This window comes from Streptomyces sp. NPDC102259 (assembly GCF_044766465.1).
Classification (GTDB): Bacteria; Actinomycetota; Actinomycetes; order Streptomycetales; family Streptomycetaceae; genus Streptomyces.
The window spans coordinates 26,273-49,782 of sequence record NZ_JBIWMA010000015.1; the positions used below are offsets into that span (position 1 = coordinate 26,273).

The 23,510-nt window shown below is 71.8% G+C and carries 23 protein-coding genes; 12 read left to right on the forward strand and 11 right to left on the reverse strand.

Annotated elements, in window-relative coordinates; translation table 11 throughout:
• Positions 1 to 123 precede the first annotated feature (123 nt).
• Positions 124 to 894 (forward strand): DUF4097 family beta strand repeat-containing protein, encoded by a 771-nt coding sequence (locus ACIRPU_RS29340; protein WP_403872773.1) that lies wholly within the window; start codon positions 124 to 126, stop codon positions 892 to 894.
• Positions 895 to 924: 30 nt separating this feature from the next.
• Here the strand turns inward: ACIRPU_RS29340 and ACIRPU_RS29345 are convergent, their stop codons facing one another.
• Genes ACIRPU_RS29345 through ACIRPU_RS29355 form a run of 3 tightly spaced genes read right to left on the reverse strand, consistent with a single transcriptional unit; the run spans position 925 to position 4,325 of the window.
• Entirely contained in the window at positions 925 to 2,283 is a 1,359-nt protein-coding gene (locus ACIRPU_RS29345) for an MFS transporter (protein ID WP_403872493.1), read from the reverse strand.
• A 54-nt stretch (positions 2,284 to 2,337) separates the two neighbouring features.
• Positions 2,338 to 3,294, reverse strand: a complete 957-nt coding sequence (locus ACIRPU_RS29350) for an amidohydrolase family protein (RefSeq protein WP_403872495.1) — start codon at positions 3,292 to 3,294, stop codon at positions 2,338 to 2,340.
• A 5-nt stretch (positions 3,295 to 3,299) separates the two neighbouring features.
• The gene (locus tag ACIRPU_RS29355; RefSeq protein ID WP_403872497.1) at positions 3,300 to 4,325 is read right to left on the reverse strand and encodes an amidohydrolase family protein; all 1,026 of its coding nucleotides are present in this window, start codon (positions 4,323 to 4,325) and stop codon (positions 3,300 to 3,302) included.
• 176 nt (positions 4,326 to 4,501) lie between these two features.
• Between ACIRPU_RS29355 and ACIRPU_RS29360 the strand changes: the two genes are divergently transcribed.
• The 4 genes from ACIRPU_RS29360 (at position 4,502) to ACIRPU_RS29375 (ending at position 8,599) form a co-directional block, all read left to right on the forward strand.
• On the forward strand, positions 4,502 to 5,170 hold the full coding sequence (locus ACIRPU_RS29360; protein ID WP_355704249.1) for a response regulator transcription factor: 669 nt from the start codon (positions 4,502 to 4,504) through the stop codon (positions 5,168 to 5,170).
• 11 nt (positions 5,171 to 5,181) lie between these two features.
• Positions 5,182 to 6,594 carry a sensor histidine kinase gene (locus tag ACIRPU_RS29365; RefSeq protein ID WP_403872499.1) on the forward strand — a complete coding sequence of 471 codons (1,413 nt, stop codon included), beginning with the start codon at positions 5,182 to 5,184 and terminating at the stop codon, positions 6,592 to 6,594.
• Positions 6,591 to 7,583, forward strand: a complete 993-nt coding sequence (locus ACIRPU_RS29370; RefSeq protein ID WP_403872501.1) for a TAXI family TRAP transporter solute-binding subunit — start codon at positions 6,591 to 6,593, stop codon at positions 7,581 to 7,583. The genes ACIRPU_RS29365 and ACIRPU_RS29370 overlap by 4 nt, the downstream gene beginning before the upstream one ends.
• A gap of 224 nt (positions 7,584 to 7,807) precedes the next feature.
• On the forward strand, positions 7,808 to 8,599 hold the full coding sequence (locus ACIRPU_RS29375; protein WP_403872503.1) for a Clp protease N-terminal domain-containing protein: 792 nt from the start codon (positions 7,808 to 7,810) through the stop codon (positions 8,597 to 8,599).
• 140 nt (positions 8,600 to 8,739) lie between these two features.
• Here the strand turns inward: ACIRPU_RS29375 and ACIRPU_RS29380 are convergent, their stop codons facing one another.
• Complete coding sequence (locus ACIRPU_RS29380; protein ID WP_384119912.1) at positions 8,740 to 9,603, reverse strand: helix-turn-helix transcriptional regulator; 864 nt, start codon at positions 9,601 to 9,603, stop codon at positions 8,740 to 8,742.
• A 131-nt stretch (positions 9,604 to 9,734) separates the two neighbouring features.
• On the opposite strand from ACIRPU_RS29380, the gene ACIRPU_RS29385 reads away from it, so the two are divergent.
• Positions 9,735 to 10,685 (forward strand): NAD(P)-dependent alcohol dehydrogenase, encoded by a 951-nt coding sequence (locus tag ACIRPU_RS29385; RefSeq protein WP_403872506.1) that lies wholly within the window; start codon positions 9,735 to 9,737, stop codon positions 10,683 to 10,685.
• A gap of 251 nt (positions 10,686 to 10,936) precedes the next feature.
• A complete protein-coding gene (locus ACIRPU_RS29390) occupies positions 10,937 to 11,866 on the forward strand; it encodes a hypothetical protein (RefSeq protein WP_403872508.1) in 930 nt (309 codons plus the stop codon).
• A gap of 166 nt (positions 11,867 to 12,032) precedes the next feature.
• Here the strand turns inward: ACIRPU_RS29390 and ACIRPU_RS29395 are convergent, their stop codons facing one another.
• The 4 genes from ACIRPU_RS29395 to ACIRPU_RS29410 are packed head-to-tail and all read right to left on the reverse strand — an operon-like array spanning position 12,033 to position 16,837.
• Entirely contained in the window at positions 12,033 to 13,154 is a 1,122-nt protein-coding gene (locus ACIRPU_RS29395) for an XdhC family protein (protein ID WP_403872510.1), read from the reverse strand.
• On the reverse strand, positions 13,147 to 15,273 hold the full coding sequence (locus ACIRPU_RS29400; RefSeq protein ID WP_403872512.1) for a xanthine dehydrogenase family protein molybdopterin-binding subunit: 2,127 nt from the start codon (positions 15,271 to 15,273) through the stop codon (positions 13,147 to 13,149). The genes ACIRPU_RS29395 and ACIRPU_RS29400 overlap by 8 nt, the downstream gene beginning before the upstream one ends.
• Positions 15,270 to 16,262: an FAD binding domain-containing protein gene (locus ACIRPU_RS29405; protein WP_403872514.1), complete on the reverse strand. Its 993-nt coding sequence runs from the start codon at positions 16,260 to 16,262 to the stop codon at positions 15,270 to 15,272. The genes ACIRPU_RS29400 and ACIRPU_RS29405 overlap by 4 nt, the downstream gene beginning before the upstream one ends.
• On the reverse strand, positions 16,259 to 16,837 hold the full coding sequence (locus ACIRPU_RS29410; protein ID WP_403872516.1) for a (2Fe-2S)-binding protein: 579 nt from the start codon (positions 16,835 to 16,837) through the stop codon (positions 16,259 to 16,261). The genes ACIRPU_RS29405 and ACIRPU_RS29410 overlap by 4 nt, the downstream gene beginning before the upstream one ends.
• A 251-nt stretch (positions 16,838 to 17,088) precedes the next feature.
• On the opposite strand from ACIRPU_RS29410, the gene ACIRPU_RS29415 reads away from it, so the two are divergent.
• Positions 17,089 to 17,688, forward strand: a complete 600-nt coding sequence (locus tag ACIRPU_RS29415) for a TetR/AcrR family transcriptional regulator (RefSeq protein ID WP_355704238.1) — start codon at positions 17,089 to 17,091, stop codon at positions 17,686 to 17,688.
• Positions 17,689 to 17,962: 274 nt separating this feature from the next.
• On the opposite strand, the gene ACIRPU_RS29420 is transcribed toward ACIRPU_RS29415, so the two are convergent.
• The 3 genes from ACIRPU_RS29420 to ACIRPU_RS29430 form a co-directional block, all read right to left on the reverse strand.
• Positions 17,963 to 18,106, reverse strand: a complete 144-nt coding sequence (locus tag ACIRPU_RS29420) for a hypothetical protein (protein WP_355704237.1) — start codon at positions 18,104 to 18,106, stop codon at positions 17,963 to 17,965.
• A 394-nt stretch (positions 18,107 to 18,500) separates the two neighbouring features.
• Positions 18,501 to 19,418, reverse strand: a complete 918-nt coding sequence (locus ACIRPU_RS29425) for a DUF6891 domain-containing protein (protein ID WP_403872519.1) — start codon at positions 19,416 to 19,418, stop codon at positions 18,501 to 18,503.
• A 237-nt stretch (positions 19,419 to 19,655) separates the two neighbouring features.
• Positions 19,656 to 20,939: an MFS transporter gene (locus ACIRPU_RS29430; RefSeq protein WP_403872521.1), complete on the reverse strand. Its 1,284-nt coding sequence runs from the start codon at positions 20,937 to 20,939 to the stop codon at positions 19,656 to 19,658.
• 244 nt (positions 20,940 to 21,183) lie between these two features.
• Here ACIRPU_RS29430 and ACIRPU_RS29435 point away from each other — a divergent pair, with 244 nt between their 5' ends.
• From ACIRPU_RS29435 to ACIRPU_RS29450, 4 genes are all read left to right on the forward strand, one after another.
• On the forward strand, positions 21,184 to 21,750 hold the full coding sequence (locus tag ACIRPU_RS29435; protein WP_403872523.1) for a dihydrofolate reductase family protein: 567 nt from the start codon (positions 21,184 to 21,186) through the stop codon (positions 21,748 to 21,750).
• A 79-nt stretch (positions 21,751 to 21,829) separates the two neighbouring features.
• Positions 21,830 to 22,240, forward strand: coding sequence for a DUF6924 domain-containing protein (locus ACIRPU_RS29440; protein ID WP_403872525.1), 411 nt, complete (start codon positions 21,830 to 21,832; stop codon positions 22,238 to 22,240).
• 109 nt (positions 22,241 to 22,349) lie between these two features.
• Positions 22,350 to 22,829 (forward strand): hypothetical protein, encoded by a 480-nt coding sequence (locus ACIRPU_RS29445; protein WP_403872527.1) that lies wholly within the window; start codon positions 22,350 to 22,352, stop codon positions 22,827 to 22,829.
• A 43-nt stretch (positions 22,830 to 22,872) separates the two neighbouring features.
• A complete protein-coding gene (locus tag ACIRPU_RS29450; RefSeq protein ID WP_403872529.1) occupies positions 22,873 to 23,301 on the forward strand; it encodes a hypothetical protein in 429 nt (142 codons plus the stop codon).
• Positions 23,302 to 23,510: the final 209 nt, after the last annotated feature.

Genomic DNA, 23,510 nt, shown 5'->3' on the forward strand with positions numbered 1-23,510 from the left:
CGCAGGTCGCCTCGGGGGACCCTGCCGACCGGTCGGGTCCCCCGAGGCGCGCGGCGCATGAGCCGGCCCCGCGTCAACGGTGTCGCGGTCATGACCGTGCCGACTCGGGGCACCCGCAGGGACATGAAGGCGAAGCCGGCAAGTCACCTGCTGCTTGCGACCGTTGTGCTGACGGTCCTCCCCTTCGCCATGTCCTGCGGTGACCAGGAACACGGGGGAGCCGGTGGATCGGCCGCGGCGGGACCGCCCGCCCTCGCGCGATCCGGCACCCGCCTCGTCATCACCACCGAGAACGGGCTGCTGCTGCGCCCCGCCGACGGCCGTCGAGTCACCGTGGACGATCGCGCCGACGGCGACTGGTCGCATGACGGGGACACCTGGACCCTGGACCTGTCCTGCACGGACCGGGAACGGGAACGGGGCGAGGAAGCGTGCCCCCGGATGCCGTACGTGAAGGTCCCGGGCGGCGTGAGTGTCACGGTCAGTGCCCGCAACGCGGGCGTGGACGTGGCGGGACTCGCCGCGGCGCTGGACGTCACGACCGTCAACGGCGATGTGACGGTGACCCGTTCCGGGAAGGACGGCGCACCGGTACGGCTGGCCACCCGCAACGGCTCGGTGCGCGCCACGGCGCTCGACGCGGGCCGGCTGCACGCGGCGACCACCAACGGCGATGTGATCCTCGCGTGCGCCACCGCGCCGTCGGGCGTCACCGCCGCCACCACCAACGGCTCGGTCGGCGTCACCGTTCCGCACGACGCCCCCGCGTATCTGGTCACGGCCGGTACGGACAACGGCCGGGCCACGGTGGGCGTGCCCACGAGCGACGACCGCCAGGGCCCGGCGATGACGCTGACGACGGTCAACGGAGACGTCGACGTGCGCCGCGACTGACCCTGGTGGTGGTCCATGCGTCCGCTCGCCTCAGGCAGGGACGCTCACGCGTTGCCGATCCGCCTCGGCGAGGCGTGCCGAACGCGTGCGGGTTCCGAAGGCGGCCAGGGCGATCGCGCCGAGCAGCCAGGTGCCGGCGATGAAGTAGAAGACGCTCTGGTAGCCGTGGCCGTTGTAGAGCGAGGCGACGATCAGCGGACCGGCGGCGTTCGACAGCCGGCCGAGGCCGTAGGAGACGCTCGTTCCCAGGGAGCGGCTGCGGGTGTCGAAGAGCTCGGGGGAGTAGGCGTACGCGAGGGCGGTGTAGCCGCGCTCGAAGAGGTTCACCAGGAAGCCGAACACGATGATGAGGACCGGGTTGAAGGTGAGCCCGTACAGCAGACCGCACGCCGCGATGACCGTGCCGAAGGCGACCAGGCACCACTTGCGCTCGAAGCGGTCGGTGACCAGCGACGCCAGATAGCAGCCGAGCGGTGCGCCGACCGTGGTCAGGGCCACGTAGAAGACGGACTTCTCGACGCTGAAGCCCTCCTTGGCCAGCAGGGTGGGCGCCCAGCTGGAGTAGCCGAAGAAGCCTATGGTCTGCGTCATCCACAGCACGGTGAGCAGCAGCGTCGGGAACAGGTACTTCTTCTGGAGGAGCAGCCGCAGCGGCGCCTTCGCCGACGGCGTTTCGTCGACCGGCGGCGCGGGCTCGGCCAGGGGGCCCTTCTCCGCGGCGACGCTCGCCTCGATCTCCCTCAGGACCGCGTCCGCCTCGGCGTGCTTGCCCCTGCTCTCCAGCCAGCGGGGCGATTCCTTGAGGTGCCGGGTGAACAGCACGAGCAGGATGCCCAGGGAGCCCCAGAGGTAGACCAGCCGCCACGACCAGTCGTTGAGCGGGACGACGGCGCTGGCGATGAGGTTGGTGACGGGCGTTCCGCAGATGCCGATGGCGATGGCGTACGCCTGGTACTTGCCGCGGATCGCCGACGGGTACATCTCGTTGACGTAGACGACGCCCACGACGGTCATCGCCGACAGCCCCGCCGAGGTGAGGACGCGGAACACGCCCAGGGACACGAGGTCCCAGGAGAAGACCGCGGCGAACGAGGAGACACCGAAGAACAGGGTCGTCCACAGCAGTGCCCGTTTGCGGCCCCACCGGTCGGAGATGGACCCGGCGACGATCGCCCCGAGGAACATCCCGACGAAGGAGAGCGAGGTGACGTAGGCGACCTGGTCGACCGTCAGGCCCCACAGCTTGATCAGTTTCGGCGCGGTGGTGGCAAAGCTGTTGATGTCCGCGAACTCGAAGAAGTAGGCGAAGGCGACGGCGAGCAGCGTGACTTTGTGGAACCGGGAGACCGGAAGCCTGTCCAGCCGGTTGAGCGCGTTGGCGTGTTTCATGAGCGGCCCTTGTCGAAGTGGAGTGCAGCAGTGCACAGGGGAGTGGGGGAGGCGTCAGACCTTCTCGCCGGGCCAGTAGAGGCCCATCGGGTTGGCGACGAGGAGCTTGCGCCGCTGCTCCTCGGTGACCGCCACCTGCGGCAGGTGATCGACGAGAAGGCCGTCGTCGGGCATGTGGTCGGTGAGGTTGGGGTGCGGCCAGTCGGTGCCCCACAGCACCCGGTCGGGGAACTCCTCCACGACGCGGCGGCCGAAGGGGACGACGTCGGTGTAGGCGTGCCGTTCGCCGGCCAGGGCGGCGGGTCCCGTCACACTGAGACGCTCGGGGCAACTCACCTTCACCCAGACGTCGTTGTCGTCCACGAAGCGCAGGAACCGGGTGAACTGCGGCCCGTCCACCGGCTGGGTCACGTCCGGTCGTCCCATGTGGTCCACCACCAGAGGCACGGGCAACGACCCGAAGAAGCCCTCCAGTTCGGGCAGGTCGACACTCTCGAAGTAGAGGACGACGTGCCAGCCCAGCGGGGCGACCTTCTTGGCGATCGTGTGCAGATCGTCCTCGGGAGAGCTGTCGACCAGACGGCGGACGAAGTTGAACCGCACCCCGCGCACGCCCGCCTCGTCGAGAGCGAGCAACTCGCCCTCGCCGATGTCCGGACGGACCGTCGCGATGCCGCGCGCCCTGCCGCCCGCGGCGCGGACGGCGTCGACCATGGCGCTGTTGTCCGCGCCGTGGCAGGTGGCCTGCACGATGACGTTGCGGTCGACGCCCAGGTGGTCGCGGAGCGCGAACAACTCCTCCTTGCCGCCGTCGCAGGGCGTGTACTTCCGTTCCGGCGCGAAGGGGAATTCGGCCTGCGGGCCGAAGACGTGACAGTGGGCGTCGACGGTCCCCGGAGGCAGCCGGAAGGCAGGCCTGGACGGGTTCCGGTACCAGTCCAGCCAGCCGGGGGTCTTCGCGGTCTGGGCGGTCTGGGGGGTCTGGGGGGTCTCGGGGGAGGGGGCGCTCATGTGTCTCACCGCCCCTGGCGCTTCAGCAGGGCGTCCAGGCGCGGGTACACGGCACGGGCGTTGTGCTCCTGGATCGCCGCCAGGTCGTCCGCGGGCAGCTTGGCCGCCTCCGCGTAACGACGCGTGTTGTCGAAGTGGTGACCGGTGCAGGGGTCGATGTCGCGGACGGCGCCGATCATCTCCGAGGCGAAGAGGATGTTGCGGGCCGGGATGACGTCGTAGAGGAGATCCGAGCCGGGCTGGTGGTAGACGCAGGTGTCGAAGAAGACGTTGCGCAGGACGTGTTCCTCCAGCGGAGGCTTCCCGAGCGCCATGGCCAGGCCCCGGAAGCGGCCCCAGTGGTAGGGCACGGCGCCGCCGCCGTGCGGGATGACGAAGCGCAGGGTCGGGAAGTCGGCGAACAGGTCACCCTGCACCAACTGCATGAACGCCGTCGTATCGGCGTTCAGGTAGTGCGCGCCGGTGGTGTGGAAGGCGGGGTTGACGCTCGTGCTGACGTGGACCATCGCCGGGATGTCGTACTCCACCATCTTCTCGTAGACGGGGTACCACGAGCGGTCGGTGAGCGGCGGCGCGGTCCAGTGACCGCCGGAGGGGTCGGGGTTCAGGTTCACCGCGACGGCGCCGTACTCCTCAACGCAGCGGGTGAGTTCCGGTACGCAGGTGGCGGGGTCGACGCCGGGCGACTGCGGAAGCATCGCGGCGGGCACGAAGCGCTCCGGATACAACCGGCTGACGCGGAAGCAGAGTTCGTTGCAGATGGCCGCCCATGCGGCGGAGGTCTCGAAGTCCCCGACGTGGTGCGCCATGAACGACGCGCGGGGCGAGAAGACCGTCACGTCGATGCCGCGTTCGTCCATCAGCCGCAACTGGTTCGGCTCGATGGTCTCGCGCAGCTCGTCGTCGTCGACCCGCAGGTCCGCGCGGGCGGGGGCGGCCGACGGGTCGGTGAGGGAGGCGATCTGCCGGTGGCGCCACGCCTCCAGGGCCGGCGGGGCGGTCGTGTAGTGACCGTGACAGTCGATGATCATTACGGCGTCCTTCTCAGGCTGCTGGGTGCCGTGCAGCCTGGCTCCGCCCCGCACCGGCGGACGAGGGGACCCGACGCAGAACTAACCTCCCCTTAACACTCGGGCGAGTGCACGGTCGGTGTGGTCTACATTCGGCTGGAGGCAGTGGCCGGAATGGCAGAAAGGAGGTGGTCAGGGTGCAGATCCTGCTGGCCGAGGACGACGACGGCGTGGCCGCGGCGCTTGTGGAGGTCCTGTACGACCACGGTCATGTCACCCGGCGGGTCCGGTACGGCAGGGACGTGCTGACCTACCACCGCAGCTCCGACCTGCTGCTTCTCGATCTGGGCCTGCCCGACACGGACGGACTGGACGTGCTGCGCGCCCTGCGTGCCGTGAGCGACATGTCGGTGGTGGTGCTCACCGCACGCGGCGACGAGCGCTCCGTGGTGCGCGGACTACGACTCGGGGCCGACGACTACCTCGTCAAGCCGGTCCGACTCGCCGAGCTGCTCGCTCGGATCGACGCCGTCACCAGGCGGAACGCGGCGAAGAGCGCTTCCTCCGTGCGGACCGCCCGTGCGGCTGACGTCGAGGTGGACCTCGACGCCCGCCGGGTCCGGGTCGCCGGGGCGGAGGTCGAACTGACCACCAAGGAATTCGACATCCTCGCCGTGCTGGCCGGGCGGGCGGGCACGGCGGTCAGCCGCGAGCAGCTCCTGGACGAGGTGTGGGGTGACGCCCGCCACGCCGTGTCCCGGTCCCTCGACGTCCACCTCACGCAACTGCGCGCCAAGCTGCGCCGCCCCGAGCTGCTCACCACGATCCGGGGCTTCGGCTACCGCTTCGGGGACCTCGAGGACTGAGAGAACGACGCATGCGCACCCGGGTCCAGGCCGCACTCCTGCTGTTCGTCGCGATCACGGTGGCCGCGTTCGCCGTTCCGCTGCTGCTGTTCACCGCGTCCGACCGCACCCAGCAGCTGGTCCTCGCCCGCAGCGCCGACCTCGACCGCTTCGCCTCTCTCATGGACCAGGCCGCGTCCACCGGGGACACCTCGGCCGTCGCCGCCGAGGCGCGACGCTACACACAGCTGTACGGCGAGCCCCTCGTGGTCACCGACACGCGCCGCACCCCCGTCGTCCAGACCGGCGGCATGCGGGCCGCCGACCCGGACGTCGCGCGGCTGCTCGACGCGGCGCTGCGCAACCAGAGCGCGCATCCCACGGGGGCGCTGCGCCCCTGGTCGCGGGGCCCCCGGATGTTCGCCGAGCCCGCGGGCACCGGGACCCGGGTCTCCGGGGCCGTCGTACTGCGAGCCTCGGTCGGGACCGCGGCGGAGGACATCACCCGGCGCTGGGCCGCCGTCCTCGCGGGCGCCGCGCTGGTCGCCGTCGCCTGCACGGTCCTCGCCCGGGCCGCGACGGGCTGGGTGGTCAGCCCGCTGCGCCGCCTCGACCGTGCCGTCGGCCGGCTCGCCGCGGGACTCCCGCCCGACCAGACCCGAGCCGGCGGCCCGCCCGAACTGCGCCAGCTCGCGATCGGCTTCAACCGGATGGCGCGCACGGTCACGGCGGCCCTGGAACAGCAGCGCAGGCTCGTCGCCGACACGTCCCACCAGATGCGCAACCCCATGGCGGCGCTGAGGCTCCGCGTCGACGCCCTGCACACCCACCTGCCCCCGTCGGCGAACCGCACCTACACCGGGGTCACCACCGAGCTCGACCGTCTCGAGACCCTCCTCGACGACATGCTGGCGCTCGCCGCCGCGGAACACCGGGCCGGGGAACTGACGGTGACCGACGGCTCGGACGCCCACTGCGACCTCACGGCGGTGGCGGCCGACCGGCACCGCCTGTGGGAGCCGGTCGCCCGCCGCGCCGGCGCCCGCCTCAAGCTCCGGCCCGCTCCGGCCCAGGTCAAGGTCGCCTGCACGGACCGCGAACTCGCCCAGATCACGGACATCCTCGTGGACAACGCCATCAAGTACGCGGGCCCGGGCGCCGAGATCTCGCTGGGCTGCACCACCGAGGGCCCGCTCGCGGTCCTCCTGGTGACCGACGACGGACCCGGCCTGGGCACGGAGGAACTCGCGCTGGCCACCACCAGGTTCTGGCGTTCGGGCCGGCAACGGCACGACGGCACGGCGGGTACGGGACTGGGCCTGGCCATCGCCGAACAGCTGCTGGCGGGGCGGGGCGGCCGACTGGAGCTGGAACCCGCGCGACCGCGGGGGCTGCGGGCCAGGGCTCTCGTGCCGCGATCGCCGCGTGACGGGAGCACGCCATGACCCGCCCCGTCGACCGCCGCGCCCTTCTCCACGCCGCCCTCGGCACGGCAGCCGTCGCCGTCCTCGGAGGCGCGCTCACGGCCGACGCCTCCCGCCGGCTCCCCGGCCCGAGCGGCGTCCTACGTGTCGCGACCGGAGAGCCCACCGCGTTCTACGCGGCGTTCGGCCGCCTTCTCGCCGCAGAGCTCGAAGCGGCGTATCCCCGTCTGAGCTGCCGCGTCCGTACCACCGCGGGCAGCGTCACCAACATCGAACTGCTCCGCGACCGCCGCGCCGACGTCGCCCTCGTCCTCACCGACACCGCACTGGCCGCCCAGGGCACCGGCGTCTTCCCGCATCCCGTGCCCCTGCGCGCGCTCGGCAGGGTGTACGAGACGTACCTGCAGTTCGTCGTGCGCGCCGACGCGCCCGTGCGCACGGTGGCCAACCTGGCCGGACACACCGTCTCGCTCGGCGCCACCGGCTCGGGTGCGGCCGTACTGGGCGAGCGGATCCTGCGCGCGGCGGGGCTTCCCCCCGGCGCCGACGCGCCCGTACGCCATCTCGCGCTGGCCGACGCGGCCGACGCGATGCGGACGGGCTCCGTCGACGCGCTGCTCGTCGCGGGCGGCGTACCGTTGCCCACCCTGTCCGACCTCGACGACCGTGTCGGCCTGCGGTTCCTGCCGCTGGCCGGTCTGCTGCCCCGGCTGGGCGGCCGCGACGGCCTGGCCGGGTCGGGCCTGGAGGAGGTGTCCCTGCCGCAGGGCGCGTACCGGTCGGCGGGCGGAGTCGGCACCATCGGGGTGTCCAACCTGCTGGTGTGCCGCCCCGACCTCCCCCGCGGCGTCGCCGACGCGCTGACCCGCCTGCTGGTCCTGCGGGCGAGCGCCCTCGTTCCCGGCAACGCCGTCGGCACCCAGTTCCTCGACGTCGGCAGCCTGATCGGTACCGGCGGCATCGCACTGCACCCCGGCGCGGTCGCGGCGTACCGCTCGCTGCACGGCTGAGCCACCTCGCACGCAGCCCGGCGCACGAACCTCGGCCAGAATCTCCCCATGACTACGGAGTTCCACGCGAACCACAGCCTGCTCACCGCCTTACGCCCGGTCTACGCCGCGCGCCACGTCAACACCACGACCTGCTGGCCTGCATCAGCAAGGACCGACGGGTCCAGGAGTTCCTCGCACCGTACGACCTCACGACACAGGTGGTCCGCAGGGGCGTCACGGCGATGGACGACGAATCGGGTGAGGCCGAGGTTTCCCTGGCCGGGCAGACGGACCGCTCGCTCACGCTCAGCACGGCCGGTGCGACGGCGCTCGCCCGGTGCCAGGAGCAGCCGTCCGCGACGGGTCAGGGTGCGGAGCGCACCCCGGCCGATCTGCTGGCGGCTCTCCTGGGCGACCCGTCCTACGGGGCAGTCCGCTACCTGAACGAGTGCGGGGTGGACGTCGGCACGCTGCGGCGAGCCGTACGGTCGGGACAGCCCCCGGCCCGGGAGGACACCGTCCCGCCGGAGCTGCACTCCACCCGCGACGCCCTGGTGGGCCGCCGCCGCTACAAGCCTCGTGAGCTCGGACAGTTCTGGACGACGCTCCTCGTCAGGATGACGCCGTTCAACGCCGCGATACACCCGGTGCTGTGGGCACGTCTGGAGGCTGGGGAGCTCGCCGGGCGGCACGGTGGGAAGGTCCGCACCGACGACGTCCTCCTGGGCATGATGAGGACGTACGCGGTCGCGCGGGCCTATCCGCACCTGACGAAGGACGCGAAGGGCGACTACGACGGGGGCAGGGCCCTGGCCGAGGTCGGGGTGGAGCACGAACAGGTGCGCGCGGTGATGGCGAGCACCGACCTCGGCCGTGACTCGGTGCCGCCCCGGGAGCTGTTCAGGGACACGATGTCCCGGGGCACCTCCGACCTTCTTGCCCGGCTGCTCAGCGAGCCCGACAACCGGAGTGTGCGACTGCTGACGGCGCTCGGCGTGGATCCAGCCGGTCTCCCAGGCCGCGCCGGTCTCTGAGCGGCCCGACGCAAGGCGGTCGGGGACGGCGGCCGGGCGCGAGTCGCCTACGGGCGCCGTCCCGGTTCCGGCGCGGGCCGGCGCCGTCCGCTCGGAGAACGGCCCGGCTCGCGCCGTGGGCCCACGGCGCGAGCCCTGGGTCAGCGGGCGTCGAGCAGGCCGGCGAGCAGTTGGAGCCGCTCGGCGTCGGGGCCGCCCTCGACGGCGGTGTAGACGATCAGCACCGGGCCGGGAGCGCCCGGCAGCGGGTAGGCGTCCCAGTCCAGGTTCAACTCCCCGACCAGGGGGTGGTCGACGCGCATCCGGCCGCGCGTCGTCTCACTCACGTCATGGCGGGCCCACAGCGTCGCGAACTCGTCGCTGCGGACCGCGAGTTCGCCGACCAGTTCCGCGGCGCGCGGGTGCCCCGGATCGGCGGCGACCTGTGCCCGCAGCATCGCGGTCAGCTCGGCGACGGTGGCGGTCCGCTCCGGGCAGGTCTGGTCGGCCTCCGGGTGCAGCAGGAGCGACAGCAGGTTCCGCTCCGTCACCGGGAGCCGGGTGAACTCGCCCAGCAGCGCGCCGGCCAGCGGGCTCCAGGCCAGTACGTCCAGGTAGCGGCCCACGACCAGCGCGGGCGAGGGCATCGTGCGCAGCAGCCGCCGTGTGGTGTCCGGAACCTCCTCGGGTTCGTACCGGCGCGGGGCGCGGGCCGGCGTGCGTGCGGCGGCGGCGAGGCTGTGCAGATGCCGGCACTCCTCGGAGGAGAAGTTGAGGGCGCGCGCGAGAGCGTCCAGGACCTGTTCGGAGGGCCGTACGTCGCGACCCTGCTCCATCCGCTGGTAGTAGTCCGAACTCACCCCCGCCAACAGGGCCAGTTCCTCCCGCCGCAGCCCGGCGACCCGCCGCCTCGGGCCGGGTTCGAGGCCGACGTCCTCAGGACGCAGCCGGGTCCGGCGAGTCCGTAGGAATGCGGCGAGTTCGCGTCGGGGGCCGTCGGTCGGCGCGACGGGGTCGTCGGTCACGGCGTCAGTATGCCTCGGGCGCCGCTTCGGAGGGTGGGTCTGCCAGTCCCAGGAAAAGGCGAACGACCGTGATGTCGCGAGCGGGGACCAGTATCGGTTCCACACCGGACGACCACGGAAGGAACAGCGACATGAAGGCCGCTCAGATCACGAGTTACGGCGCACCGGACGTCCTGCGGATCAACGAAGTCGACCGTCCCGCTCCCGGAGTCGGTGAGGTTCTGGTGTCGGTCGAGGCGTCCAGCGTGAACGGACACGACGTGATCGTCCGCGCCGGTGAGGTGAAGATGGTGTCGGGGCGCCGCTTCCCGATCGGTGCGGGCCTGGACTTCGCGGGCGTCGTCGTCGAGACCGGCGTCGATGTCGAGGGCTACCGGGCCGGGGACCGGGTGTGGGGCATGGTGCATCCCCGGCAGCGGCACATCACCGCGGGTGCGGCCGAGTACGTCGTGGTCCCCGCCGCCCGGATCGCGCCCGCCCCGGCGGGCCTGTCGTCGGTGGACGCCGCGTCCCTCGTCGTGGCGGGTGCCACGGCGCTGATCGCGCTGCGCGACAGCGTGCACCTCGCGGGCGGCGAACGGGTCCTTGTGCGGGGCGCGGCCGGCGGGGTCGGCACAGCCGCCGTGCAACTGGCCCACGCGCTGGGCGGCCACGTCACCGCACTGGCGCGCGACCGCCACGCCCCACTGCTCACCGGCCTCGGCGCCGACGAAGTCCTCGACTACGGCTCCACCACCTCGGACCGGATCGGACCGTTCGACGTCATCGTCGACACCGTCGGCTCGGAACTGCACTGCTACCGCAACCGGTTGGCCAAGGGCGGCCGGATGGTCACCGTCGGGCTGTCGGCCGGCGCCCTGGCCGCGATCGCCGCGTCGAGCGTGTACGGCCCCCGCCGAATCCGCACCTTCAGCGCCAATCCCGACAGTGCTGTGCTGCGCGATCTGGCCGACCATGTCGCTTCGGGTGCGCTGCGCCCGATGGTCGACAGCGTGTACCCGCTCGCGGACATCGCCGCGGCACACAAGGCATTCGAGCACGGCGGAGTCGTGGGCAAGCACGTGATCGCGGTATCCGCGTGACTCCGGTTCTCGCGAGCGGGCGCGAGCACCCGGTCGACGGGCGATCGGACAGCGCACGCCAAACAGGCGGATTTCGGTGTGCGTTGGTGCGCCCCTTCTGCTTCCGCACGCTCCTGCCGTCGGGTTGGCACGCCGGAATCGCCACGGAAGGGTGAGGGACGCGCCGATGGGCGACCGTTCGTCGCCGTTCGGGCAGGGGAGAGTCCCGGCGGCAGCACAGGCGGGCGGATGTCACCGAGGGGGATACGCACATGCCATGGGATGAGCTCAAGCAGGCACTCGACGCTCAGGACGCCGCGTACACGCCGACCGATCCTGTGTGGACGGTGAAGGGGGCGAACGGGGAGTCCTTCCGTGCGCACCCGGCGTTCCTGGACCAGGTCCGGGTCGCCGGCGGGCTGCCCGACCTGGTGACCGCGACCGGGCAGGCCTTCGCCGGTGCGCTCGGGAGGTGCCGGGTGACCTTGGACCGTCACCTGGTGGACGTACCGGCGGCGCGCACCGCGCTCGGGCTCGCCGGCCACCGCTTCACCACGTTGGACGACGAGATCACGCTGCTGCGGTACCACGACACCGCGAGGTCCCAGCCGGGCGGCGGAAACCCGGTGATCGCCGCGGCCGGGACGGCGTTCGCCGACCGCCACCAGGCGGCCACCGTGCACGACTTCACCCAGCTGCACGCGTTCTTCCTGGCCGCAGTGAACAGCTTCGGCGGGGCCTACGACGCGAACACGTACCCGGGGCGGGTGGACGCGATGTACACCCTGGCGGTCGGCTCACCCGCTGCCGCGGCGGCGGGTCCGGTGCGGCTGGGCGCGGCAGCGGACTGGCAGACCCACCAGCCGGGGTTCGCCCTGGCCGTCCATGCCGAGGCGGCACGGCGGCTCAACTTCCGCACGCCCCACGCCCTGGCCGGGCACGCCCTCAAACACGTCCTGCGCACCTCGCCCCAGATCCCCGGCGACCAGGGCGGCGTCCACGGCCTGATCGCCACGTACCTCCAGGAGGCCCGCGGCAAGATCACCGCCACCTCCACGGCGACGGTCACCAGCGCCCTGGCGCAGACCGGCGCCACTCGCACCTACTACTTCGGCACCGTCAACGTGCACGCCACCATGGTCGCGGTCGACTCCGCCGGTGACGCCTGGATCAGCACCTACTACGCGCCGACCCGCATCTGATCGTCCCGGCCCCGGCCCCCGGTTCGCGACTACCGGGGGCCTCCCACTGTCCCGGCGCACCGGAGGCGATCCTCCGCGGGGATCCGGCCTCGCCGCTCCGCACGCCGGTACGGCGACCGGCCCGTCCGGTGGTCCCCCTCCCTCGCGCGGGCCGGGCCGTCGGGCCTCAGGCGGACTGGCGGTGATGGATCGGCCGGCCCGAACCGGTCAACGGCAGGCCCGTCCCGCCCCGGCGGGCGGCGACGATCTCCGCCGTGATCGACAGGGCGGTCTCCTCCGGCGTACGCCCCCCGAGGTCCAGGCCGATGGGCGACCTCAGCCGTGCCAACTCGTGCTCCTGGAGACCGATGTCGCGCAGCCGTCGGTCCCGGTCGGCGTGGGTGCGCTGCGAACCCATCGCGCCGACGAACGACACCGGCAACCGCAGCGCGACCTCCAGCAGCGGGACGTCGAACTTGGCGTCGTGGGTGAGCACGCACAGTACGGTGCGCCCGTCCGTCCGGGTGCCCCGCAGATAGCGGTGCGGCCAGTCCACGACGACCTCGTCGGCCTCGGGGAAACGCTCCGGGGTGGTGAAGACGGGCCGGGCGTCGCACACGGTGACGTGATAACCGAGGAACTTGCCGGCCCGGACCAGAGCCGCCGCGAAGTCGACGGCGCCGAACACGATCATCCGGGGCGGCGGCACGCTCGTCTCCACGAGCAGGGTGAGGCCGCCGGGACAGTGTGATCCGTCCGGTGACAGCTCGACCGTGGCGGTACGGCCCGTGTCGAGCGCGGCCAGGGCCTGTGCCGTGGCGGTGCGGTCGAGGTCCTCGTGCCCGCCGAGCCCGCCCTCGCGGGAGCCGTCGGCGTGCACGAGCGACGCGGAACCGACAAGCTCCTCGGGACCGCGCACGACCCTGACCAGGGCGACGGCCTCGCCCCGCGCCGAAGCGTCGAGGGCGGAACGCAGCAGCGCACCGACCGGACCGTCCGCCGTGAGCGGGGTGACCAGGACGTCGAGGACCCCGCCGCACGTCAGACCCACGGCGAAGGCGTCCTCGTCGCTGTAGCCGAAGCGCTCGAGCACGCTGTCGCCGGTCTGCAACGCCTGGGCGCACAGGTCGTACACCGACGCCTCCACGCAGCCGCCCGACACCGACCCGATGACGGTTCCCTCCCCGTCGACGGCGAGGGCGGCGCCCGGTCCGCGCGGCGCGCTGCCGCCGACGGACACGACGGTCGCGACGGCGGCCTTGCGGCCCTCGGCCAGCCACCCGCCCAGCTGCGACGCCAGGTCAAGCATCGTGGTCGCCCGTCAGGACCCGGTCGGGGCGGATGGGCAGGCTGCGATGGCGTACGCCGGTCGCGTGCCACACGGCGTTCGCGACGGCGGCGGCCGCGCCGACGATGCCGATCTCGCCGATGCCCTTGATGCCGACCGGGTCGTCGGGGTCGTCGTCCGCCACCCAGTGCGCCTCGACGCGTGCGACGTCGGCGTGCGTCGCCACGTGGTAGCCCGCGAGATCCGCTCCGACGGGCCCACCGGAGGCCGCGTCGCGCGCGGCTTCCTCGTGCAGGGCCATGGAGATGCCCCAGATCATGCCGCCGGTGAACTGGCCACGCGCCGTGAGGGGGTTGACGATGCGTCCCGCGGCGAACACGCCGAGCATGTGCCGCACCCGCACCTCGCCCGTGGCGGGGTCGACGGCGACCTCGGCGAACTGCGCGCCGAAGGAGTGCCGTTCCTTCTGCGCGAGGGCGGCGATCGCCGCGGTGGTGTCGGAGCGCACGGTGATGCCCTCGGCCGGGATCGCCGCACCGGGCACGAGCCGGTCGCGCAGTTCGCCCGCGGCGGCCATGACCGCCCAGGACCAGGACCGGGTGCCCATGGAACCGCCCGCGATCATCGCGGGCCCGAACGCGCTGTCGCCGAGGCGCACTTGTACGCGGTCCGGCGGCACGTCCAGGGCGTCCGCGGCGACCAGCGTGAGGGCGGTCCGCGCGCCGGTGCCGATGTCCGCCGCCGAGATCCGTACGGTGAAGCGGCCGTCCGCCTCGGCGGTGATCGAGGCCGTGGACGGGGCTGCGCCCGCGCCGAAGGAGGCCGCCGCGGTGCCGGTGCCGAGCAGCCAGCGCCCCTCGCGCCGCACCCCTGGCCGCGGATCGCGCCGGTCCCAGCCGAAGCGGCGGGCGCCTTCCTCGAAGCAGGCGCGCAGATTGCGGCCGGCGAAGGGGAGACCGGAGACCGGGCCCCGGTCCGGCTCGTTGCGCAGACGGAGTTCGATCGGGTCGATGCCGCACTTGTGGGCGAGTTCGTCGAGCGCGGCCTCCAGCGCGAACGACCCCGGGGCCTCGCCCGGAGCGCGCATCCAGGTGGGGCTCGGGACGTCGAGCGGTACGACCCGGTTCTCGGTGCGGTGCGCGTCGGCGTCGTACATCACCCGGGCCACGCCGGCGCTCGGCTCGACGAACTCGTGCACGGTGGAGGTGCGGCTGAGCGAGTGGTGGTCCAGGGCGCGCAGACGCCCGTCGGCGTCCGCCCCGAGCCTGACCCGCTGGATCGTGGGGCTGCGGTGGCCGGCCAGCGTGAACATCTGGCGGCGGGTCAGGACGACCCGCACCGGACGCCCGAGGATCCTGGACGCCATCACGGCGGCCACCTGGTGAGCACGTACGCCCTTGCTGCCGAAGCCACCGCCGACATGCTCCGAACGCACCCGCACGGACGCGGGATCGAGCGAGAAGAGGTTCGCGAGTTCCGCGACGACCCAGGTGGCACCCTGGTTGGAGTCCACCACCTCGAGCCGGTCCGCCTCCCAGCGGGCGGTGGCCGCGTGGGGCTCCATGGGGTGATGGTGTTCTTCCGGCGTGGTGTACGTGGCGTCCACGACGACGGCGGACGCGGCGAGTTCGGCCGCCAGGTCGCCCTTGTCCGTCAGGGCGGGCATATGGCCGTCCGACGGGTGGGCGTCGGGATGGTCGCCGGTGAACCGGACGTCGTGCGCGTCCTGTTCGTAGTGGACCTTGAGGGCCTCGGCGGCCTCGCGCGCCTGCTCGGACGTCTCGGCGACCACCAGGGCCACCGGCCAGCCCAGGTGGGGCACCCGGTCGTGCTGGAAGACGGCGCACGTCGGGTCCGGGACGGAGCCCAGCAGGCCGACGTAGTCGGTCTTCAGCGGCGGGGCGTTGCGATGGTCCAGCACGGCGAGGACGCCTGGCATCGCGAGGACGGCGTCCGCCTCGACGTCCCGGATCCGGCCGCGCGCCACGGTGGACAACACCAGCCAGCCGTAGGCGAGTTCGGCGAAGGGGATCTCGCCCGCGTACCGGGCCGCACCGGTGACCTTGTCCCGCCCCTCCACGCGGACGTGACCGGTGCCGACGGCGTGGACTCGGGCGAGGGGCGCCTCGGTCGTCGTCATCGGGCGGCCTCCTCGGCGAGTTCGCTCAGCACCGCCACGGTCAGGTTGCGCATCAGGGTCACCTTGAATCCGTTGTGCGACAGGGGCCGGGCCGCCGCCAGCTCGGCGTCCGCGGCGGCCGCGAACGACTCCGCGTCGGCGGGCGCCCCGGTGAGGATCCGCTCGGCGGCGCGGGCCCGCCAGGGCCGGGAGGCCACCGCGCCGAACGCCAGGCGCACCTCGCGCACGACACCGTCGCGGACGTCGAGCGCGGCGGCGACCGAGCCGACGGCGAACGCGTAGGACGCGCGCTCGCGCACCTTGCGGTAGCGGGAACGGGCGGCGACCGGAGCCGGCGGCAGCGTGACGCCGGTGATGAGCGCGCCCGGCGGCAGGGCCGTCTCGCGGTGCGGGCTGTCGGCGACCGGGAGGTAGAACCAGCCGAGGGGCAGCTCGCCCGGTCCGTCGGCGGTCTCGTAGTGCACCATGCCGTCGAGGGCCGCCAGCGCGACGGCCATGTCCGACGGGTGCACGGCCACGCAGTGCGCGGACGCGCCGAGCACGGCGTGGTTGCGGTTCTCGCCCCTGACGGCGGGACAGCCGCTGCCGGGGGCCCGCTTGTTGCAGGGTCCGGTGGCGTCTGCGAAGTAGGCGCAGCGGGTGCGCTGGAGCAGGTTGCCGCCGACGGTGGCCATGTTGCGCAGCTGGCCGGACGCGCCGGCGAGCACCGCCTGCGCCAGAGCGGGGTAGCGGGTGCGGACCAGGGGATGGGCGGCGAGGTCGCTGTTGGTGACGGTCGCGCCGATCCGCACGCCGCCGGCCTGGGTCGGCTCGACGTGGTCCAGCGGCAGGCCGCGTACGTCGACCAGCCGTCCCGGACGTTCGACGCCGGTCTTCATCAGGTCGATCAGGTTGGTGCCGCCGGCGAGGTAGCGCGCGTCCGGGTCGGAGCCGAGCAGCGCGACGGCGCCCGGTACGTCGGTGGCCTTCCGGTAGCCGAACTCCCTCATGCCGCGGGCTCCTTCGCTTCCGGTCCGGCGCCCGTGCGCGCCGCGGGCCCGGATTCCGCGGCCCGGGTGACGGCCTCGACGATCGAGGGATAGGCGGCGCAGCGGCACAGGTTGCCGCTCATGCGCTCGCGGATCTCGTCCGCGGTCAGGGGTGGCGGTCCGGCCGCGGGCCGTACGTCGGCCGAGACGGCGCTCGGCCATCCGGCGGCGTGCTCCGCGAGCACACCGATCGCCGAACAGATCTGTCCCGGCGTGCAGTAGCCGCACTGGTAGCCGTCGAGATCGAGGAAGGCCTGCTGTACCGGGTGCAGCCGATCGCCGTCCGCCACGCCCTCGATGGTGGTGATCTCACGCGCTTCGGTCGCCACCGCGAGCTGGAGGCAGGCCACGGTCCTGCGGCCGTCGACCAGGACGGTGCAGGCTCCGCACTGCCCCTGGTCGCATCCCTTCTTGGTGCCGGTGAGGTCGAGTCGCTCGCGCAGTGCGTCGAGCAGGGTGGTGCGGTGGTCGACGGGCAGCGTGTGCTGCTCGCCGTTGATGTGCAGGGTGATGACGCTGGACGTCGGTAAGGCCATGAGAGCTTCTTTCGCGCTTCCGGAACCTGGGGCGGCGGTCGCCGGTGCCTGACGACCGCCGAGGTGCGTCGTTTACTGAGGGCGGGGGGAGCGCACGGGACGGTGCTGACGGTGTTCGCGGACTCCCCGCGCGGACCCGGCCGGGGCTATGGTGGACCCAACCGGACAATCGTCCACTACCGGCAAACGTAACGGACAGTTGTCCGCTTAGCAAGGGCGGGGCTCGGCCCCGCACTCCCGAGGAGAGTCGAGTGCAGCACAAGAAGGACGCGCCCCTGCGCTCGGACGCACAACGCAACCGTGAGCGCATTCTCGAGGTGGCCCTGGCCGAGCTGACGCTGTGCCCCGACGCCCCGCTCAGCGCGATCGCCAGGAAGGCGGGTGTCGGACAGGGCACCTTCTACCGCAACTTCCCCCACCGGGAGGCCCTCGTCCTGGAGATCTACCGCCACGAGATGCGCCAGGTCGCCGACAGCGCGGCCCGGCTGCTCGAGCGGCTGCCGCCGGAGCAGGCCCTGCGCGCCTGGATGGACCGACTGGCCGAGTTCGCCATGACCAAGGTAGGCCTCGCCGACGCGCTCCGCCTCGCCACCAGCACGCCGGGCGGCCCCGAGAAGCCGGCGCACACCCCCGTCACCGACGCGGCCGAACTCCTCCTGCGCGCCAACGACGCGGCGGGCACCATCCGGCCGGGCATGACCCCCGACGACCTGGTCCTCGCCATCGGCGGCCTGTGGCAGCTGGCGCCCACGGACGACTGGCGCCCGCGCGCCGCCCGACTCCTCGACCTCGTCATGGACGGGCTGCGCGCCGGGGCGCCCGGAACCGGCGGCCAGGCCCTGCCGTCCTGACCCGGGGGCTGGAAAGCGACGCACACGGGAACCGGCCCCGGTGCGGCGCGCGCGACGAGCGCGAACCGGACGGCGGTCGGGTCCGCGGGGGAGGGGATGCCGGTGGCGCAGCGGAAACACGTCGACGCGCCGCCGACATCGGACTACGACAGTGGCGAGGACCGGGCGAGCAGATCGGACGGCAAGACGGTCCGCCCGACAAGCCCAAAAGCCGTTCCGCCCCCAAAGCCGTTCCGCCCGAGAGGCCGTTCCGCCCGAAAAGGGGACCACGCGGTCAGCGTTTCTTGGTCTTCTTTCGTTGCGGCGGAGTCCACTCGCCACGGTGCAGCTGGCAGCGGGAGTAGCCGATCATCGCCGGATTCTGGCACCGTTTGCCGGTCTTGGTTTTGGTCGACCCGCACTTGACCTGCTTGCCCATCCGTCCTCCTCAGCCCGGTCGAGGTGTTTCCATGCCGACCCCATCGTCACCGGGCTGAGGCGTTCATCGCTTCGTTCGCTTCCTCATTCGGCCGATTCAATATCCTTGATGCCTGAATCACGGCATTTCGATGACCGTGTTGATCATCGTGTGGCAGCTGGCCGATCGACTGCCGAAAGGGCATGACTGTCCGCGTGCCGCTCGGGCACCCAACGCCCCCCGCCCCACGCCGTAGGGCTCGAACCTGCCGCTGGGCAGCGCCACCGCCATTGGCTCCCCCTGCCATCACCAGGCAGGCACCAAGCCCCGCCGCACCGGATCGGTCAGGTCCCGCGACAGCCGCACGGGTGGCCACGTTGCCGCCATGGCGAAGCGGACGCTCTGCCGACGATCGCTAGCCGACCAGGCGGCGGCGCCACTCCAGGGGCGTGACGGTGATGGCCCGGTCGGGGTCACGGCCCCAATCGGCCTGGAGACCGGCCGCTTCCAGGGCGGCCACGACCTCGTGGCCGATGGCTGCGGTGGTCTCGGACGAGCCGTCGAAGCCTCCGTACAGAAGCATCAGTCCATGGCCGGCCGCGGCGGAGTCCGTGCACTGCGAGTGGAAATAGACGAAGCCACGGGCGTCGCTTCCGCCTTCGCCGCCGATCTCGGACTGGCCGCAGCTACGGCAGCAGGTGAAGTTCTCGCGGGCGGTGATACCGGCCTCCTGCAGGGCGGCGAACGCGCGAGTGAGCCGTTCGGGGTCGGTCTCGCCCGTCCAGCCGGCCTGCTCCGCGACGCGCTCCAGCCACATCCGGTCGGCCAGTGCCGCCGCCTGCTCGCGCGATACGGGCCGGCGGTCCGCGGTGACCAGGTACTCCTCGGCGAGCTCCGTCAGTTCGGCACGGTCGGTGTAGCCGCCGGCCAGTACCTCGCGGAGGCGCTTCTCCAACTCGTCGCGCTCGCCCTCGTCCAGATCGAGCGGCGGCACCTCGCGGAGAGGGCCCATGTCCAGCAGCGACCAGGCCAGATCAGTGCTCCGACCGGACTCCTGCCGGGCCCAGCCGGTCATCTCCGCAATCACGGCCTCGGAACCGTCGAGCAACACCTGGAAGTGCCGGTCGGCGGCACCGTCTCGGTGCTCCAGCGTGTAGTCCCCGCCGGCCTCGTGCCAGACCTGGGTGAAGACGTCGGGCAGGTCGGGTATCCGATGGACCACCAGAAACCGGTCACCATCACCGCCGATGCGCCGGACCAGTCCAGCCAATTCCTCTGCGGACACACGAACGTGCCGCTCCCCGTTCTCCGTCTTCACCACGATCTCGAGCATGCGCAGACTCTGACACGCCCCACTGACAGCAGACCTCCCGGAACCGCGACGCAGCTCACCGCGGCGGCCCAGGGCGACCCCGATCCCACGCAGAGGCCCGGTCACTCAGTTCCGTGCGCCCCTGGGCGGCCGCCCCGGTCCAGGTGCTGACGCAGGTTCTGGCCTCAGGCGACCGTGCACGGCACACACCGGCCGCAGGGGTTGAACGGCAAGCCCACCCCCGTTCGGCACCCCTCGTCACGGGGAGTCGGCCTGGGACGGCGCCGGTTCCTGGACCGGTTCCCCCGGGGGTGCCGGAACGTCTTCGGCGGAGGTGCCGGCTTTCCGCCAGGGCAGGAGAAGTGCGCTCGCCATACACAGCACGCCGGCGATGAGGAGCGCGCCGCGGACACCCGCCGCATCGGCGATGAGGCCACCGGCGATCATGAAGGCCGCCTGGCACGTCTTCGAGCTCACCGACCAGGAGGTGCCGACGCGGGACATGAACGTGTCCTGTGTGGCCTCCATGCGGTAGGTGGTGAACGACGGGTTGAAGACGCCGGCGGCGAAGAGCAGGCCGAAGTCGGCGGCCACGATGATGAACACGCCGAGGGCACCGGCAGGCGCCAGCGGCAACAGGATCGTCCAGAGTGTGCGGGCGACACCGGACAGCAGCAGAATCCGACGCTGCCCGAACCGCCGGGTGAGCGGCGGGGTGAGGCGTGAACCGAGCACGCCGCCCAGGCAAGGAAGCCCCAGAGCGAGTCCGTACTGCCAAGCCGCGAGGCCGAGGTCACGCAGCATCAGGACGGCCATCAACGGTGACGTCATCATGATGGAGCCGCCGAAGAGCAGGGAGTTGTAGAACAGCGGGCGCAGTCCTGGATGCCGCAGGATGTACTGCCAGCCGGCGGCGATGTCGCGGCCCAGGTGAGCGGCGGCGCCGGGTGCCGACGGCGCGGGTTCGGGCCGCCGGATGCGGCGGACGCCGAGGGCGGATCCGAGGAAGGACGCGGCGTCGACCGCCATCGTCGTGGTGGGGCCCAGGACACCTACCAGGAGCCCGCCCACGGGCGGTCCGGCGCTGACGCTGATCCAGTTGGTGGTCTCGAACAGGCTGTTGGCGCGAAGGCGGTGCTCGGGCAGGACGAGCGCCTTGAGATGTGCGCCGCTCGCCGCGTCGAACGCGACGGACGCGGCCGTCTGAAGAACGCCGACAACACACAGGTGGACGAAGGTGAGCGCGCCGAAGGCCGCCGCGACCGGCACGCTCACGAGCACCGCGCAGCGGGCCAGATCGGCGGTGATCATGACAGGCCGCTTGTACTGGTGCTCGATACGCACACCGAGCGGCAGGGCGATGACCACACTGGCCACGGCGGACAGGGCGGTGAGCAGGGACACCTGGAACGCCGAGGAATGCAGCACCAGGACGGCGACCAGCGGCAATGCCCCCATGGCGACTGCACTGCCCGCGGCACTGACCCCGTAGGCGCCCCACAACCGCCGGAAGTCCTCCCCGAGCGGGACCTGCCGCGCCAATGAGCCCTCCCCGTCCGAAGGCAGTCAGAGTAGTGGCTCTGCCGGAACGGGCAAGTCCCACCTGCCGCATTTCCTCGCGAGGGCGAGGGCGAGATCAGGCGGCTTGCCCGTGTCGGCCGAGTACACCACGCTGAGCCCCGAGTACCTGGACTACCGGCGGGCCCGGATCCCGGATCGCGCATCGATGAGTTTCCCGCGCCACGCTGGTCTATACGCCGGACACCCACGAACGGAAGGCTGGGCCATGCGGAAACTGATCTACGGCATGAACCTGACTCTAGACGGCTACATCGCCGCGGCCGGCGACGACATCGGCTGGAGCGGACCGCCGAGCCACGAGCTGTTCCAGTGGTGGCTCGACCACGAGCAGGCGAGTGGCCTGTCGCTCTATGGGCGCAAGCTGTGGGAGGTGATGAGCTCCTACTGGCCGACCGGCGACCAGCAGCCCAACGCCACCCCGGCTCAGATCGAGTTCGCGCGGAACTGGCGGGACACGCCGAAGGTGGTGTTCTCCTCGACGATCGACAAGGTCGACTGGAACACCCGCCTGGTCACCGGCGACGCGATCGCCGAGATCACCCGGCTCAAGGCCGGGGACGGCGGCCCGATGAACATCGGCGGCGCAACGCTCGCCGGGGCGGCCATGCGCGCCGGGCTGATCGACGAGTACGTGATCGCCACCCATCCGGTCCTGGTGGGCGGCGGCACGCCGTTCTTCACCGCGCTGGACAGCTGGGTGAACCTGAACCTGGTGGAGACGCGGAGGCTTCCCGGCGGCGTGGTCCTGACCAGGTACGAGACGAGGCGCTGAATCACCACGTGGTCTCCGGCTTCGGCGTTGCCGGTGCTGTGGCCGTATCGGTTCACCGGGTCGGCGGTATCGTCCGCGCATGAACCAGCTCCCCTGCACGTTGGAAGCCCTCGTGGTGCGCACCGATTTGTCGGAGGACGGCGCTTGGGACAGCGTGCGGGAGGCGCTCTTCTCGCCCAACGAGGACGGGTTCCTGGCCAACGTCGCACTCGTCGACGACCGGCAGTACGAGGCCTTGACACTCGAGCAGGCCCTCGAGCTGATCCCCCCGGAGTACCGGCATCCACTTGTGGTCCTGGCGGACTACGTAACCGTCGCCTCGACTGAGCGGCCGCTCCTCGTGGTGGACCTGCGGGTTGAGCGTGGGCGTTGTGTCCGCGTTGTACCGGCCGAGTTGTGGAGCATCGAGAACAACCTCTCGGACGCGAACATGGACTTCGAGGAGTTCGCTGACGCCGTTGATGGCGACGGCGTGTTCCGAGGCTTTTGAATCACCGGCCTTCAGGCGGTCTCAGACTGCTGCTGCAGAAGTGCTGGTCACAGCCATGCGTAGCGAAAGCCGCTGGTGCCCACGCGCCGGTTTCGACAAGCTGCGACACATGGACTGGACGCCCCTGCTCTCCACACTGACCGGTGCCGTCATCGGCATCGCAGCCACTCTGATCGCCGACCGCAACCGGTGGCGACGGGAGGAAGCCAGGCACGCTCTGGAAGTACGGCGCGAGGTCTACACGGAGTATGTTTCCGCCCTCAAAGCCGCGAGTGAGGAGATACGGGCCGTCGCCCTGGGCGACCACATGTCCGAGTCGGCACGCGACGCGGCGGTGCGAGAAGCCGTGCGCGGCACCGGCATCTACACGGCGAGCGAACGCCTCTGGCTCGTGGGTCCGCCTCAGGTCGTGGAGGCGGGGAACGAGGCGTTCCACCGCCTGCGCGCGATCCGCGACGCCTATGCCCGTGGAGTGGCTGTCGGCTCCGCCGACGACGCGCCCCTGATAGAGCGGCGACGCGCGGCTATGGCGCAGATGCGTCGCCTCATGCGTGAGGACCTGGGCATCGGACCTCTCGGAATCGAGTGATGTGACACCAGACGTTCCTCCGCTCGAAGTAACGTCAAGGTACATGGTGTCCCTCTTCACGTTCTTCGCCCCGCCCGCGATCACATTGCTCCTCTTCGCCATCGGGGCACTTCCGTACGCGTTGTGGGTGACCAGGAGGAAGCCCTCGCGGACGGCCCGCTGGGCCGTGATCGGCAGCGCGGCAGCGATCGCCGCCTACGGGGCCGGAACCGTCTACGGGCTCGCCTTCACGAACCCGCTCGACGTGTGCGGGGACGAGACCGGCAACGGCGTGTACATGGATGCCGGGCGGGACTACAGCCTGACATCGGTGAAGGTGGACAGCTTTCCTCCGTCCATCACCTGCCACTGGACCAGCGGCTACAGCACCGAAGAGGTGTGGTTCTGGGCGACGCTCCTGCTGTACGCAGGGTTGGCCTGCTCCGTCGTCTGCTTCGCCCTGCTCGTCATCAACCGAACGCGAAGGCACTGAAGCCTCGCCATCGTCGGCGGGACCTCATGAAAGGTGAGGCATACGCAACGGCGCTGCGAGCGGGAAGGAGAACAGTCAGGAGGGCCTGCGCGACGTCTTGCACGCAGACTTGGGCGGCTGACGTCAGGTCCTTCAGCCGATGGTCATGCAGGCGGCACCCGTTTGAGGAGTTCGATCTCCCCTCCGTCTGATCGGGGCCCGCCGTGCGT